The following is a 15,067-nucleotide window of genomic DNA, read 5'->3' as shown; positions in this document are numbered from 1 at the left end:
TCGCCGGTCGATGGCAAAAGGCTAAGCTAGGGGCAATCAGTGTCGGCGGTGCCGGTGCTAGTCGTGATTTCTCTGCACGGACGTCTCATGCGCAGTCGCCTTTTCAACTTTTTATCTTGTCTGCTTCTTTCCGCCACCGCCGTTCAATCCGCCCAGGCCGTGGACCTCACCACCCAACGTCAATATTACGATGAAGCCAAACGCGCCCTGGCCAAGGGCGATACCGGCCCCTACATGCAATACAGCCAGGCCCTGGCCGACTACCCGCTGACGCCCTACCTGGCCTACGACGAACTGACCGCCCGGTTGAAGACCGCCAGCAACGAGGAAATCGAACAATTCCTCGCCAAAAACGGCGACCTGCCCCAGGCCAACTGGATGAAGCTGCGCTGGTTGCGCTGGCTGGCCGAGCGTGGCGACTGGCAGACCTTTGAAAAGTACTACGACCCCAAGCTTAATTTCGTCGAGCTGGACTGCCTGCACGGTCAGTTCCAACTGACCCACAACCTCAAGGCTGAAGGCTACAAGACCACCGAAAAACTCTGGATGACCGGCAAATCCCAGCCGGCCGCCTGCGATGCCACCTTCAGCCAATGGGCCGCCGACGGCCAACTCACTGAACAAAAAATCTGGGACCGCGCCAAACTCGCCGCCGAAGCACGCAATTACCCGCTGGCCAACAGCCTGGTAAAAACCCTGCCGACCCTGGGCGCCCAGGGCCGCCTGATGGTGGACGTGGCGCAAAAGCCCGACATGCTCAGCGACCCATCGCGCTTCCTGCCGGCCACCGAGGCGATGTCTGACGCCGTCGGCCTGGGCCTGCGCCGCCTGGCACGCCAGGATCCGGACAAGGCCATGGCCCTGCTCGACGGTTACGCCAGCAGCATGCACTTCTCCCGTGACGAAAAAGTGGCAATCGCCCGTGAAATCGGCCTGACCCTGGCCAAGCGCTTCGACCCGCGCGCCCTTGAGGTGATGACCAAATACGACCCCGAGTTGCGCGACAACACCGTATCGGAATGGCGTCTGCGCCTGCTGTTGCGCCTGGCCCGTTGGGAAGACGCCTACCAACTGACGCGCAAACTCCCACAGGACTTGGCCACCACCAACCGCTGGCGCTACTGGCAGGCCCGCAGCCTGGAACTGGCCGAGCCGAAAAACCCGCAAGCCCTGGTGCTGTACAAGAATCTCGCGCAGGAACGGGACTTCTATGGCTTCCTGGCCGCCGATCGCTCCAAGGCTCCGTACCAGTTGAAGAACAAGCCGCTGCTGATGAGCCAGGCGCTGGTCAACAAAGTGCGTAACACCCCCGGTGTGCGCCGTGCCCTTGAGTTCTACGCCCGTGGCCAGATCGTGGATGGCCGCCGCGAGTGGTACCACGTCAGCCGCCACTTCAACCGTGACGAAATGGTCGCTCAGGCCAAGCTGGCCTACGACATGAAGTGGTACTTCCCAGCGATCCGCACCATCAGCCAGGCCCAGTACTGGGATGACCTGGACATCCGCTTCCCGATGGCCCACCGCGACACCCTGGTGCGCGAAGCCAAGGTCCGTGGCCTGCATTCCAGCTGGGTATTTGCCATCACCCGCCAGGAAAGCGCATTCATGGACGACGCCCGCTCCGGGGTCGGCGCCAGCGGCCTGATGCAACTGATGCCCGGCACCGCCAAGGACACCGCGCGCAAGTTCAGCATCCCCCTGGCCTCACCCGCCCAGGTGCTGGACCCGGACAAAAACATCCAGCTCGGCGCGGCTTACCTGAGCCAGGTGCACAGTCAGTTCAACGGCAACCGTGTCCTCGCCTCCGCCGCCTACAACGCCGGTCCCGGCCGTGTGCGCCAGTGGCTGCGTGGCGCCGACCACCTGAGCTTCGACGTCTGGGTGGAAAGCATCCCGTTCGACGAAACCCGCCAGTATGTGCAGAACGTGCTGTCTTATTCGGTGATCTACGGGCAGAAGCTCAACTCGCCACAGCCGTTGGTGGATTGGCATGAGCGCTACTTTGATGATCAATAAGGTTTGAAGCAGAAATGAAAATGCCCGCATTGAGAGATGCGGGCATTTTTTATGCGCACCGCAACTCAGTGTTCGCTGCTCTCCTCAGCCCCATCACTGAACTGCAACGCCGCCAATCGCGCATATAACGGATTGCTCGCAATCAACTGCTGATGCGTGCCCACCGCCACCAGCCTGCCCTGATCCATCACCGCGATACGGTCAGCGTTCTTCACCGTCGCCAGTCGATGGGCGATAACCAGCGTGGTGCGCCCTTGCATCAATTGCGGCAACGCTTGCTGGATCAGGTGTTCACTCTGGGCATCCAGGGCGCTGGTGGCTTCGTCCAGCAGCAGGATCGGCGCGTCCACCAGCAACGCACGGGCAATCGCCAATCGTTGGCGCTGGCCGCCGGAGAGGCCCATGCCGCCGTCGCCGAGGTGGGTCTGGTAGCCGTCGGGCATTTGCAGGATGAAATCGTGGGCGTGGGCGATGCGGGCGGCGGCTTCGACTTGCTCGCGCGTGGCCGTTGGATTGCCGTAGCGGATATTCTCCTCGACGCTGCCGAAAAACAGCGCCGGGCTCTGGGACACCAGGGCGAAGTGGCGACGCAGGTCCAGGGGGTCGAGATCGGTCAGCGCCTGGCCTTCAATCAGGATGCGGCCTTGCTGGGGATCGTAGAAGCGCAGCAGCAGGTCGAAAATCGTCGACTTGCCCGCGCCGGACGGCCCCACCAGTGCCAGGGTTTCGCCGGGGTTGATGCTCAGGTTCAGACCGTCGATGGCGTAGCTGTCCGGCCGCGAAGGGTAGGAAAAGCGCAAGTCCTGCAGCTCCATGCGCCCGCTGACGCGCTCGGGCAACTGCACGCTGCCCGTGGCCGGCGCCTGGATCTCGTTGCTCGACTGCAACAGCTCACCAATGCGCTCCGCTGCACCGGCGGCACGTTGCAGTTCACCGAGGACTTCGCTCAGGGTACCGACGGCGCTACCGACGATCAGGCTGTAGAACACGAACGCAGCCAGCTCGCCGCCGGAAATGCGCCCGCTGATCACATCCATGCCGCCGACCCACAGCATCACGCCCACCGCACCCAGCACCAGCATGATCACCAGGGTAATCAACCAGGCGCGCTGGGCGATGCGTTTGCGTGCGGTGGTGAACGCCTCTTCCACGGTCACGGCAAAGCGTTGCTCGTCCTGGATCTGGTGGTTATAGGCTTGCACGGTCTTGATCTGGCCAAGGGTCTCGGACACGTAGCTGCCCACATCGGCAATACGGTCCTGGCTCAGGCGCGACAGGCTGCGCACGCGACGGCCGAAGATCAGGATCGGCGCCAGCACCAGCGGCAGCGCCACCACCACGATGCTGGTGAGCTTGGGGTTGGTGATGAACAACAGCACGATGCCGCCGATCACCATCAAGGCATTGCGCAGGAACAGCGACAACGACGAGCCGATCACCGATTGCAGCAGGGTGGTGTCGGTGGTCAACCGCGATTGGATTTCCGAGCTGCGGTTGTTCTCGTAGAAACCTGGGTGTAGGTAGATCAGGTGGTTGAAGACCTGCCGGCGAATATCCGCCACCACCCGCTCACCGATCCACGACACCAGGTAAAACCGCGCAAACGTGCCCACGGCCAAGCCCAGCACCAGCACCATGAACAGCCCGATGGACTGGTTGAGCAGGTGCGGCGACTGGGTCATGAAGCCCTGGTCCACCAGCAGGCGAATGCCCTGCCCCATGGACAAGGTGATGCCGGCGGTGACGATCAGCGCGAACAGGGCACCGATGGCCTGCCAGCGGTAGGGCGCGATGAAGCGGCTGGCCAGGCGAATTGCACGGCGTTGACGGACTGAGAGCATGGAGGGCATCACCTGATCGGAAAGGATTGGTACCTGCCTGCTTACATGGGGGGAACTTGCGCGAATAACAATGAGTCAGGTTAATTATGCCCGCCGATGCTGGCCCCTAGAGGCTATCGGTCTAACGCCCGGCTGGAAATCCACAGCGGTTTCTGGTGGACTGGGTGTTCGAACCGGTGATCTCGTAAGGAGTTGTAACAGCGCGGTCACTCGGGGGTTATACAGTAGGTACACAACCTGATGAGGAGACAGGCCATGACCTTGCAAAACAGCAGCGATGCCAAGATTGAAGTGATCCGCCAACCGCAGCATTTGCCTTGCTCCGTGATCGACGCCCAGGGCCGCGAAGTGCAGATTACCGAAGAGATGATCCAGCAAGCGTGCCGCGAGCTGGAACAGCGACTGGTCAAGCCTGCCCAGCAAGGCTGAAGGGCCTACGCTCTTTCAAACCCGGCCCAGGTGGCCGGGTTTTTTGTTCGGTGTTTAAACGGTTGCCGCGCCCAATGCGGACACGATGCTCGCCAACACCGCTGACTCCCCATTCACAATGCGCACCTTCAAGCCGTCGATTTCACGACGCTCCGGATAATGCTTGCGCAGCACGTCGAACGCCTTGCGTTGTTCTTCGACGCTGCCCACCAGGCTGCGACGGAAATCCGCATCATCACGGCGCGGGTCGTACACGCTGCGGCACAACGTCGCCAGCGCCCAGGCCGGATCGGTCGATGCGTTCAAGTGCACTTCGGCCAGCCACGGTTGCGGCAACAAGTCGCCCAGCTGAATGCTGGGCTCATGGCCCAGGTGCGCGCAGAACGCCTGATAGATCTGCGCCGTACCGCGCTGCTTGCCGTCCAGGCTGTAGCCGGCGATATGCGGGGTGGCCAGCACACACAGGTCGGCCAGGTCGACGTCCACCTCGGGCTCGCCTTCCCACACGTCCAGCACCGCTTGCAGGTCTTCACGCGCCAGCAGCACATCGCGCAGGGCGGCGTTGTCCACCACCGGGCCACGGCTGGCGTTGATCAGCCAGGTGCCGGGCTTGAGGCGGTTGAGGCGGTCGCGATCAAACAGGTGCCAGGTGGAACCATTGCCGGATTTGGTCAACGGCGTGTGCAGGCTGATCACATCGCATTGCTCGAGGATCTGCTCGAGGCTGACGTAATCGCCGTCTTCGGCGATCTGCCGCGGCGGATCGCAGACCAGCACGTTCCAGCCCAGGCCCTTGAGCACTTCGATCAGTCGCCCGCCCACTTCACCGGCGCCGACGACGCCATAGGTACGCTGGTTGAGGTCGGCGCCTTCGATCTCGGCCAGGGTTTGCAGGCTGCCCAGCACATAGTCCACCACACCCCGCGCATTGCAGCCGGGCGCGCTGGACCACTGGATACCAGCCTGCTTGAAGTAATCGAGGTCGAGGTGGTCGGTGCCGATGGTGCAGGTACCGACAAAACGCACCTGCGTGCCGTCCAGCAGGGCGCGGTTGACGTTGGTTACCGAGCGCACCAGCAGTACATCGGCCTGCTCGACGGTGGCGCGGTCGATGGAACGGCCGGACACTCGGCGAATCTCGCCAAATCCTTGGAAGAACTCATCGAGCAGCGGGATATTTTCGTCGGCAACAATCAGCATGGCAGGCTCCTTTGGCGGATCAGCAGTGTACAGGGATGCGATCTTCAATGTGGGAGGGGGCTGGCAGGTCGCTTACAAATCCCTAACACAGGTTTTTTCCTGACCGTTACGTCAAGGCGTAGAATCCGCGGCCTTGCACCCTCTTGACTGGACTTGCGTACGTGAACACTGCCACTGCCCCCCTCACCCGCCCCGCCCGCATCAGCCGGGAAGTGGGTGGCCTGCTGACGCTCGCGCTGCCGATCATGATCGGCCAACTGGCAACCACGGCCATGAGCTTCGTCGATGCGGTGATGGCCGGGCGCGTCAGCCCCCAGGACCTGGCGGCGGTGGGCCTGGGCAACTCGATCTGGATTCCGGTGTACCTGCTGATGACCGGTACGCTGCTGGCCACCACGCCGAAAGTCGCCCAGCGCTACGGTGCGGGCCACTACGGCGAAATCGGGCCATTGGTGCGTCAGTCACTGTGGCTGGCGGTGGTGGTCGGCATCATCGGCGCGCTGCTGTTGCTCTGCGCCGAGCCAATCCTGCATGCCATGAAGGTCGAGCCGGACCTTATCGCCCCCACCATGGGCTACCTGCATGGCATCGCCGCCGGGATGCCGGCCATCGCCCTCTACTACGTGCTGCGCTGTTTCAGTGATGGCCTGGGCCGCACCCTGCCCAGCATGGCCATGGGCCTGTGCGGGTTGGCGCTGAATATTCCGTTGAACTACATCTTCATCTACGGTCACCTGGGCGTGCCGGCCATGGGCGGCGTGGGCTGCGGCTGGGCCACGGCCATTGCGATGTGGGTGATGATGCTCGGCATGGCCGCCTGGACCCGCTGGGGGGCCGCCTACCAGAGCAGTGAACTGTTCAAGCGCTTCGACTGGCCGCAGTGGTCGGTGATCAAGCGCGTACTGGGGATTGGCCTGCCGATCGGCATCGCGATCTTTGCCGAATCGAGCATCTTTGCCGTCATCGCCCTGCTGCTCGGCAGCCTGGGCGCCACCGTTGTGTCGGGGCACCAGATCGCGCTGAACGTCAGCTCACTGGTGTTCATGATCCCTTATTCCCTGAGCATGGCCGTCACCGTGCGCGTCGGCCAGGCCCTGGGGCGTGGCGAGGCGCGTGAAGCACGCTTCGCCGCAGGGGTCGGCATGGGCACGGCGCTGGCTTATGCCTGCCTGTCCTGCAGCCTGATGCTGGTGTTTCGCGAGCAGATTGCGGCGATCTACACCCCGGACCCGATTGTCATCCACCTGGCCTCGACGCTGATCGTGTTTTCAGCGCTGTTCCAGTTCAGTGACTCGATCCAGGTCACCGCCGCCGGCGCCCTGCGGGGCTACCAGGACACCCGTGTCACCATGGTGCTGACCCTGTTTGCCTATTGGGGCGTGGGGCTGCCGGTGGGGTACGCCCTGGGGCTGAGCAACTGGCTGGGCGAACCCAGCGGCCCGAGCGGTTTGTGGCAAGGGCTGATCGTGGGCTTGAGCTGTGCGGCGGGGATGCTGCTGGTGCGCCTGGCGCGCAGTGCACGCCGGCGCATTCGCCTGGAGAAGGCGCGGGGTTAATCGGCCTTTTTGCGGATCCAGTACAAGTACGTACCGGCCTGCTCCTGTTGATCCACCAGTTCATGGTCAAGGAACACGCAGAACTTGGGAATATCGCGGCGCGTCGACGGGTCGGTCGCGATCACCTTGAGCAAGCCGCCGGGCGGCAGGTCGCGGATGTGCTGGTGCAGCATCATCACCGGCTCAGGGCAGTTGAGGCCCGTTGCGTCGAGGGTGCCATCCACGGCGGTGTCGAAAATATCGCTCATTGTCTACTCCTAAAACCGGCGCTCAGTTTAGCGGGCCTTGGTTTTCTTCACATCCACCAGCCGACGCAGGTGGCAGGTCACTTCTTCACGGTCGTGATACAGCTGTTTGCAGCCGATCTCCACCCGAATGCCCCGCGCCTTGAAGCCGTCTTCGATACGCTCCAGCAGGCGCTTGACCTCGGCGTAACGCTGCTTCATCGGCAACTTCAGGTTCACCACCGCCTCGCGGCAATACCCTTCGCCGATCCAGGTCTCCAGCAATGCCGCGTTGCGCGCCGGCTTTTCGACGATGTCGCAGACCATCCAGTCCACCGGCTGCTTGGGCACGAAAGTAAATCCGTCGGCCATCAGGTGCTGCACCAGGCCGGTGTCCATCAGGCTTTCGGCCATGGGGCCGTTATCGATGGCGGTCACCAGCATGCCACGGTTGACCAGCTGCCAGGTCCAGCCGCCAGGGGCCGCACCCAGATCGACACCGGTCATGTCGCCATGCAGGCGCTCGTCCCATTGGTCGCGGGGGATAAAGTGGTGCCAGGCCTCTTCCAGTTTCAGGGTTGAGCGGCTTGGCGCGTCCCGGGGGAATTTCAAGCGCGGGATGCCCATCGGCCACATCGCCGAGTTGTTCGACTCGGCCAGGCCCATGAACACTTCGCGGCCGCTTTTGAAGGTCAACAGCAGGCGCGGCTTGCTCGGGTCGTCCACCAGCTTGCCGGCGTTCAACAAGGCTTTGCGCAGGTGCACTTCGAATTTCTTGCAGAAGTTCGAGAGTTCCTTGCCGTCATTGGTGTCGACCATCTCCAGCCACAGGCTGCCGCACACCGGAAACTCACGCAGGTGAGCGAGGATCACGCTGATACGGTCGGTTTCCGGCAGGTCGATAAACACCCCGCGCGCCCACTGCCGCGGGAAGATCAGCTCGGCAAAGCGCTGGCCGTGCATCAGGCGCTGGGCGCCGTCTTCTTCGGTGCAGACAAATTCGGCGCAGGCGCTGCCGGTCTTGGCCTTGGCGTAGCCGGAAACGTTCAGGCGCGCGGCGTGTTCCGCGATCTCGGAACAGACTTCGCCCTCAAACCCCGGGCGGCAGTGCATAAAAAGGGTGTTCATCGACTCTCCTGGTGACTCAACTGACGTTGCGCTATCGCAATGCCTGTCATGAAAACGCGCGCATGATAGCCGAGTTCGGAACCTTGGTTCTGTCCATAGAGTCCAGTAATTAGCCAGCTACTGAAAACAGCGCTAGTTTGAAAGCTCTGTTCGTCCCGTCAGGTCCGTAGCCGTGCGGACCATAAGGAGTCATGTAATGTCATCCCTTGATAGCCTGAGTACCCTTAAAACTTTAGAAATCGACGACAAGACCTACCACTATTTCAGCCTGCCCGAAGCCGCCAAGCGCCTGGGTGACCTGGATAAGCTGCCGATGTCCCTCAAGGTGCTGCTGGAGAACCTGCTGCGCTGGGAAGACAACAAGACCGTCACCGGCGCCGACCTCAAGGCCATTGCCGCCTGGCTCAAAGAACGCCAGTCCGACCGTGAGATCCAGTACCGCCCCGCCCGCGTGTTGATGCAGGACTTTACCGGCGTACCCGCCGTGGTCGACCTGGCCGCCATGCGCGCCGCCGTGGCCAAGGCCGGTGGCGACCCGCAGCGCATCAACCCGCTCTCGCCGGTGGACCTGGTGATCGACCACTCGGTGATGGTCGACAAGTTCGGCAACGCCGACGCCTTCGGGCAGAACGTCGACATCGAAATGCAGCGCAACGGCGAACGCTACGCCTTCCTGCGCTGGGGCCAGAGCGCCTTCGACAACTTCAGCGTGGTACCGCCGGGCACCGGCATCTGCCACCAGGTCAACCTCGAATACCTGGGCCGCACCGTGTGGACCAAGGACGAGGACGGCCGCACCTACGCGTTCCCCGACACCCTGGTGGGCACCGACTCCCACACCACCATGATCAACGGCCTCGGCGTGCTCGGCTGGGGCGTGGGCGGGATCGAAGCGGAAGCGGCGATGCTCGGCCAGCCAGTGTCGATGCTGATCCCGGAAGTGATCGGCTTCAAGCTCACCGGCAAATTGAAAGAAGGCATCACCGCCACCGACCTGGTGCTGACCGTCACCCAGATGCTGCGCAAGAAAGGCGTGGTGGGTAAATTCGTCGAGTTCTACGGCGACGGCCTGGCCGACCTGCCCCTGGCGGACCGCGCGACCATCGCCAACATGGCCCCGGAATACGGCGCCACCTGCGGTTTTTTCCCGGTGGATGAGGTGACGCTGGACTACCTGCGCCTGTCCGGGCGCCCGGCTGCCACCGTGAAGCTGGTCGAGGCCTACACCAAGGCCCAGGGCCTGTGGCGCAACGCTGGCCAGGAACCGGTGTTCACCGACAGCCTGGCCCTCGACATGGGCAGCGTCGAAGCCAGCCTCGCCGGGCCGAAACGCCCACAGGACCGCGTGTCCCTGCCCAACGTCGGCCAGGCGTTCAGCGACTTCCTCGACCTGCAGTTCAAACCCACCACCAAGGAAGAAGGCCGCCTGGAAAGTGAAGGCGGCGGCGGTGTGGCCGTGGGCAACGCCGACCTGGTGGGCGAAACCGACTATGAATACGAAGGCCAGACCTATCGCCTGAAAAACGGCGCCGTGGTGATCGCCGCCATCACCTCCTGCACCAACACGTCCAACCCCAGCGTGATGATGGCTGCCGGGCTGGTGGCGAAAAAAGCCGTGGAGAAAGGCCTCACGCGCAAACCCTGGGTGAAGACCTCCCTGGCGCCCGGTTCCAAAGTGGTCACCGACTACTACAAGGCCGCGGGCCTCACCCAGTATCTGGATAAAATTGGCTTCGACCTCGTGGGCTATGGCTGCACCACCTGCATCGGCAACTCCGGGCCGTTGCCCGAGCCGATTGAAAAAGCCATCCAGAAGGCCGACCTCGCCGTAGCCTCGGTGCTGTCCGGCAACCGCAACTTCGAAGGCCGCGTGCACCCCCTGGTGAAAACCAACTGGCTGGCCTCGCCGCCGCTGGTGGTGGCTTACGCCTTGGCGGGGACCGTACGCATCGATATCAGCAGCGAACCGCTGGGTAACGATCAACAGGGTAATCCGGTGTATTTGAAGGACATCTGGCCGAGCAGCCAGGAGATCGCTGACGCCGTTGCGCAAGTCAGCACCGGAATGTTCCACAAGGAATACGCCGAGGTGTTTGCCGGTGACGAACAGTGGCAAGCCATTGAAGTGCCTCAGGCCGCGACCTATGTGTGGCAGAAAGACTCCACCTACATCCAGCACCCGCCGTTCTTCGACGACATCGCCGGGCCTCTGCCGGTGATCAAAGACGTCAAGGGCGCCCACGTACTGGCGTTGCTGGGGGACTCGGTGACCACCGACCACATTTCCCCCGCCGGCAACATCAAGACCGACAGCCCCGCCGGCCGCTACCTGCGCGAGCAAGGCGTGGAGCCGCGTGACTTCAACTCCTACGGCTCACGCCGGGGCAACCATGAAGTGATGATGCGGGGTACCTTCGCCAATATCCGCATCCGTAATGAAATGCTTGGCGGCGAGGAAGGCGGCAATACGTTGTACATCCCCACCGGCGAGAAAATGCCGATCTACGATGCGGCCATGAAGTACCAAGCCTCGGGCACACCGCTGGTGGTGATCGCCGGCCAGGAATACGGCACCGGCTCCAGCCGCGACTGGGCCGCCAAGGGCACCAACCTGCTGGGGGTCAAGGCGGTGATCGCCGAGAGTTTCGAGCGGATTCACCGTTCCAACCTGGTGGGCATGGGCGTGCTGCCGCTGCAGTTCAAGCTGGATCAGAACCGCAAGGCGCTGAAGCTTACGGGCAAGGAGAAGATCGATATCCTCGGCCTGACCGAGGTAGAGATCGTGCCGCGGATGAACCTGACGCTGGTGATTACCCGGGAGGACGGCAGCAGCGAGAAGGTCGAGGTGCTGTGCCGGATCGATACCTTGAATGAAGTGGAGTACTTCAAGTCGGGGGGGATTCTGCACTATGTGCTGCGGCAGTTGATTGCCTCTTAAGAACACAGGAGATCAAATGTGGGAGGGGGCTTGCCCCCGATGGCGGTATGTCAGTCAAAACATCTATGACTGATCCACCGCCATCGGGAGCAAGCCCCCTCCCACATTTTGACCGCGTTTAACGCTTCAGATCAGCCGAACAACCACTTCCACAGCAGTACCAACACCACTACCGCCAGCACCGGCCGCGCAATGCGGTAAGCCTTCGGATGCTTGCGCTTCCATTGCTTGACCACACCGCTGAACTTGTCGCTGAAGGTCTTGCTCCAGGCATACGCCTGGTTGATGCCGCCGACGCGCTCGTCATCCAGGTTCTGCGGTGCGGTGGCGCGGCCCAATTGCTTGCTGACCCAGCGGTTGACGCGGGTCATCAGGCGGTTGCTCAGGGGACGCTCGATGTCGCAGAACAGGATCACGCGGGTCTTGTCGGTTTCGTTTTTCACCCAGTGCACGTAGGTTTCGTCGAACATTACGTCGTCACCGTCGCGCCAGGCGTATACCTGGCCGTCGACGAAGATGCGGCAGTCGTCGGAGTTCGGCGTGGACAAGCCCAGGTGATACCGCAGGGAACCGGCAAACGGGTCACGGTGCGGGTTGAGGTGGCTGCCCCCCGGCAACAGCGCGAACATCGCGCCCTTGACGTTGGGGATGCTGCTCACCAGCGCCACGGTCCTGGGGCACAGCGCCTCGGCCGATGGCAGGGGTTTGTCGTACCACTTGAGGTAGAAACGCTTCCAACCCTTCTTGAAGAACGAACCAAAACCGGCATCGTTGTTCTTTTCGGCGGCGCGGATGTAACCCTCGTCGAACAGGTGCATGGCCTCTTCGCGGATCACTTCCCAGTTGTCCTTGAGCACGTCCAGTTCCGGGAACTTGCTGCGGTCCAGGTACGGCTTGGACGGCACGGCCGAAAACAGGTACATCAAGGCGTTATAGGGGGCGAACAGCGCCGAATGGTTGACGAACTGGCGCAACATCGGCAAACGGGCCTTGCCGCGCAGGTGCACGTACAGCGTGCTGCCGATGAACAGCAACAACACCGACAGTTTGGCGGCCAAAGAAAAGGTCATGCAGCAACTCCTGGAAATAAGCGCCTGGCCAACAGCCTCCCGGTGACGGGAGACCAGACGTGACAGCCGGCCATGATAAACAGTTGGGCCATTATGCAGAAGGCCCAGGCTGACCGGCTGACATAAATCAAGCCTGGTTTTCCTGCTCGGTAAACAAATCGCTGAACAGCATGCTCGACAGGTAGCGTTCACCGGAGTCCGGCAGGATCACCACAATGGTCTTGCCCTGCATTTCCGGCTTCTCGGCCAGGCGCACGGCCACGGCCATGGCGGCACCGCAGGAAATACCGCACAGGATGCCCTCTTCCTGCATCAGGCGCAGGGCCATGGCCTTGGATTCCTCGTCGGTCACCAGTTCCACGCGGTCGACCATCGACAGGTCGAGGTTCTTCGGCACGAACCCGGCGCCAATCCCCTGGATCTTGTGGGGGCTGGGCTTGATCTCGGCACCGGCCAGGGCCTGGGTGATCACCGGCGACACCATCGGCTCGACAGCCACCGACAGGATCGGCTTGCCTGCAGTGTTCTTGATGTAGCGCGACACACCGGTAATGGTGCCCCCCGTGCCCACGCCCGCCACCAGCACGTCCACGGCGCCATCGGTGTCGTTCCAGATTTCCGGGCCGGTGGTTTTTTCGTGGATGGCCGGGTTGGCCGGGTTTTCGAACTGGGCCGGCATAAAGTAGGTGGCCGGGTCACTGGCAACGATTTCGCCGGCCTTGTCGATGGCGCCCTTCATGCCCTTGGCCGGCTCGGTCAGGACCAATTCGGCGCCGAGGGCCTTGAGCACCTTGCGGCGTTCGATACTCATGGACGCCGGCATGGTCAGCAGCAACTTGTAGCCACGGGCGGCGGCGACAAAGGCCAGGCCGATACCGGTATTGCCGGAAGTCGGTTCAACGATGGTCATGCCCGGCTTGAGTTTGCCGGTGCCTTCGGCGTCCCAGATCATGTTTGCGCCAATGCGGCACTTCACCGAATAGCCTGGGTTACGCCCCTCGATCTTGGCCAGGATGGTCACGCCACGCGGTGCGATACGGTTGATCTGAACCAGGGGCGTGTTACCGATGGAGTGCGCGTTGTCTGCAAAAATGCGGCTCATGGCGGATCCTATTAGGCGGTTTTCAGAAAGGTTCCAAGGGTATGCCTCGTGCTGCAAAGCGTCCAGTCGAAGGAACGTTGCACCTGCCGCAGGGGTCCACCGCACCAGTATGGACAGAGGACTCTCCCCATGAAACGTCGCTACAGCTGGCCACTATGGACCATTGCCGGATTGCTGGTGGTCCTGGTCGCCGTGAGCATCGCGCTCCCTTACCTGGTGCGTAACTACCTGAATGACAAGCTCGCCAACATGGGCGATTACCGCGGCCAGGTGACCGACGTGGACCTCGCGCTGTGGCGGGGCGCCTACAGGATCAACGGCCTGGAGATCGTCAAGGTCGACGGCAAGGTGCCCGTCCCGTTCGTCAAGGCGCCGCTGATCGACCTGGCGGTGAGCTGGCACGCTCTCTGGTACGACCACGCGGTGGTGGCCAAAGTGCTGTTTATCCAGCCCGAGGTTAACTTCGTCGACGGCGGCGCCAACAAACAAGCCTCCCAGACCGGTAAGGGTACCGACTGGCGCGAGCAGTTGAGTAAGTTGGCCCCCATCACCCTCGACGAAGTGCGCATTGAAAACGGCAAGATCGCCTTCCACAACTTCAGCTCCAAACCCGTGGTGAAGATCGATGCGACCGACGTCAACGCCAGCTTCTACAACCTGACCAATGTGGTCGACGTCAAAGGCCGGCGCGACGCGCGCTTCGACGGCAAGGCCCTGCTGCAAGGCCAGGCTCCGCTGGAAGCCACCGCCACCTTCGACCCGCTGAGCAATTTCGAGAACTTCGAGTTTCGCTTCCGCGCCAGGGACTTGCAGCTCAAGCGCATGAACGACTTCGCCGCGGCCTATGGCAAGTTCGACTTCAAGGCCGGCACCGGGGACGTGGTGATCGAAGCCCAGGCGGAAAAAGGTCAATTGACCGGGTACATCAAACCGCTGCTGCGCGACGTGGAAGTCTTCGACTGGCAGCAGGACGTGGAGAACAAGGACAAAAACATCTTTCGTTCGATCTGGGAGGCCGTGGTGGGCGCCAGCGAGACCGTATTGAAAAACCAGGCAAAGAACCAGTTCGCCACCCGCGTGGAACTCAGTGGCAGCGTGCACCAGCAAAATGTCAGCGCGTTCTCCGCATTTTTGGCGATTTTGCGTAATGGTTTTATCCAGGCGTTCAATGCGCGCTATGAGCAGCCCAAGCCCTCGGCGGATTGAGCCCGGCCAGTGCCGCCCGCTATGATGCCGTTCCCTACACCCACACCCCAACGAATGAGTAAGGACACTGAAATGCGCATCGTAGGCTGGATACTGACAATCATGGGCTATCTATGGGCCTATTCAGGCGTGGTGAAAATCGCCGCGGCCGCCATGAACGGAGGGCCATTTGCGCGACAGTTCATTTTCACCGGCCTGGGTACGCTGATCGTGGCTGCACTCGCCCTTTGGGGCGGCAGCAAGCTCAGGGATAGAGCCGACGCGCGGGCGTGGGAGGCGGAAAAACACAAGAAAGGATCTGGGGCGTGACCGGTCATTCAGAGACTGAATAACCCGTCTGCGTTCACAGTCGCCGGG

12 protein-coding genes are annotated in these 15,067 nt (G+C 62.3%); 6 read left to right on the top strand and 6 right to left on the bottom strand.

Annotation, left to right across the window (positions count from 1 at the left end):
• The first annotated feature begins 87 nt into the window (after positions 1-87).
• Positions 88-2,016 (top strand): transglycosylase SLT domain-containing protein, encoded by a 1,929-nt coding sequence (locus BM416_RS10730; RefSeq protein WP_092488013.1) that lies wholly within the window; start codon positions 88-90, stop codon positions 2,014-2,016.
• Between the two features lie 65 nt (positions 2,017-2,081).
• On the opposite strand, the gene BM416_RS10725 is transcribed toward BM416_RS10730, so the two are convergent.
• Entirely contained in the window at positions 2,082-3,866 is a 1,785-nt protein-coding gene (locus BM416_RS10725) for an ABC transporter transmembrane domain-containing protein (RefSeq protein WP_175539051.1), read from the bottom strand.
• 246 nt (positions 3,867-4,112) lie between these two features.
• Here BM416_RS10725 and BM416_RS30565 point away from each other — a divergent pair, with 246 nt between their 5' ends.
• Positions 4,113-4,286: a PA1571 family protein gene (locus tag BM416_RS30565; protein WP_027604248.1), complete on the top strand. Its 174-nt coding sequence runs from the start codon at positions 4,113-4,115 to the stop codon at positions 4,284-4,286.
• A 54-nt stretch (positions 4,287-4,340) separates the two neighbouring features.
• On the opposite strand, the gene pdxB is transcribed toward BM416_RS30565, so the two are convergent.
• Positions 4,341-5,486, bottom strand: coding sequence for a 4-phosphoerythronate dehydrogenase PdxB (pdxB, locus tag BM416_RS10720; protein WP_092488007.1), 1,146 nt, complete (start codon positions 5,484-5,486; stop codon positions 4,341-4,343).
• Positions 5,487-5,647: 161 nt separating this feature from the next.
• Here pdxB and BM416_RS10715 point away from each other — a divergent pair, with 161 nt between their 5' ends.
• Entirely contained in the window at positions 5,648-7,042 is a 1,395-nt protein-coding gene (locus BM416_RS10715; RefSeq protein ID WP_027604250.1) for an MATE family efflux transporter, read from the top strand.
• Here the strand turns inward: BM416_RS10715 and tusA are convergent.
• Positions 7,039-7,290, bottom strand: a complete 252-nt coding sequence (gene tusA, locus BM416_RS10710; RefSeq protein ID WP_027604251.1) for a sulfurtransferase TusA — start codon at positions 7,288-7,290, stop codon at positions 7,039-7,041. The two genes, BM416_RS10715 and tusA, sit on opposite strands and share 4 nt — an antisense overlap.
• Before the next feature lie 27 nt (positions 7,291-7,317).
• Positions 7,318-8,394: a 23S rRNA (cytidine(2498)-2'-O)-methyltransferase RlmM gene (rlmM, locus tag BM416_RS10705; RefSeq protein ID WP_046490414.1), complete on the bottom strand. Its 1,077-nt coding sequence runs from the start codon at positions 8,392-8,394 to the stop codon at positions 7,318-7,320.
• Between the two features lie 196 nt (positions 8,395-8,590).
• On the opposite strand from rlmM, the gene acnA reads away from it, so the two are divergent.
• Positions 8,591-11,332, top strand: coding sequence for an aconitate hydratase AcnA (gene acnA, locus BM416_RS10700; RefSeq protein ID WP_092488004.1), 2,742 nt, complete (start codon positions 8,591-8,593; stop codon positions 11,330-11,332).
• A gap of 131 nt (positions 11,333-11,463) precedes the next feature.
• Here the strand turns inward: acnA and BM416_RS10695 are convergent, their stop codons facing one another.
• Both BM416_RS10695 and cysK read right to left on the bottom strand, forming a co-directional pair.
• Entirely contained in the window at positions 11,464-12,402 is a 939-nt protein-coding gene (locus BM416_RS10695; RefSeq protein WP_092488001.1) for an aspartyl/asparaginyl beta-hydroxylase domain-containing protein, read from the bottom strand.
• A gap of 127 nt (positions 12,403-12,529) precedes the next feature.
• Positions 12,530-13,504, bottom strand: a complete 975-nt coding sequence (gene cysK / locus BM416_RS10690; RefSeq protein ID WP_027604255.1) for a cysteine synthase A — start codon at positions 13,502-13,504, stop codon at positions 12,530-12,532.
• A 129-nt stretch (positions 13,505-13,633) separates the two neighbouring features.
• On the opposite strand from cysK, the gene BM416_RS10685 reads away from it, so the two are divergent.
• Positions 13,634-14,710: an AsmA family protein gene (locus tag BM416_RS10685; protein ID WP_092487998.1), complete on the top strand. Its 1,077-nt coding sequence runs from the start codon at positions 13,634-13,636 to the stop codon at positions 14,708-14,710.
• A 72-nt stretch (positions 14,711-14,782) separates the two neighbouring features.
• Positions 14,783-15,019, top strand: coding sequence for a hypothetical protein (locus BM416_RS10680; protein ID WP_092487995.1), 237 nt, complete (start codon positions 14,783-14,785; stop codon positions 15,017-15,019).
• Positions 15,020-15,067 lie beyond the last annotated feature (48 nt).

This window comes from Pseudomonas sp. NFACC42-2, assembly GCF_900116055.1.
Taxonomy (GTDB): Bacteria; Pseudomonadota; Gammaproteobacteria; order Pseudomonadales; family Pseudomonadaceae; genus Aquipseudomonas; species Aquipseudomonas marginalis.
Note: the sequence above shows the minus strand (reverse complement) of the source record. Positions and strands in the feature narration are given on the sequence as shown.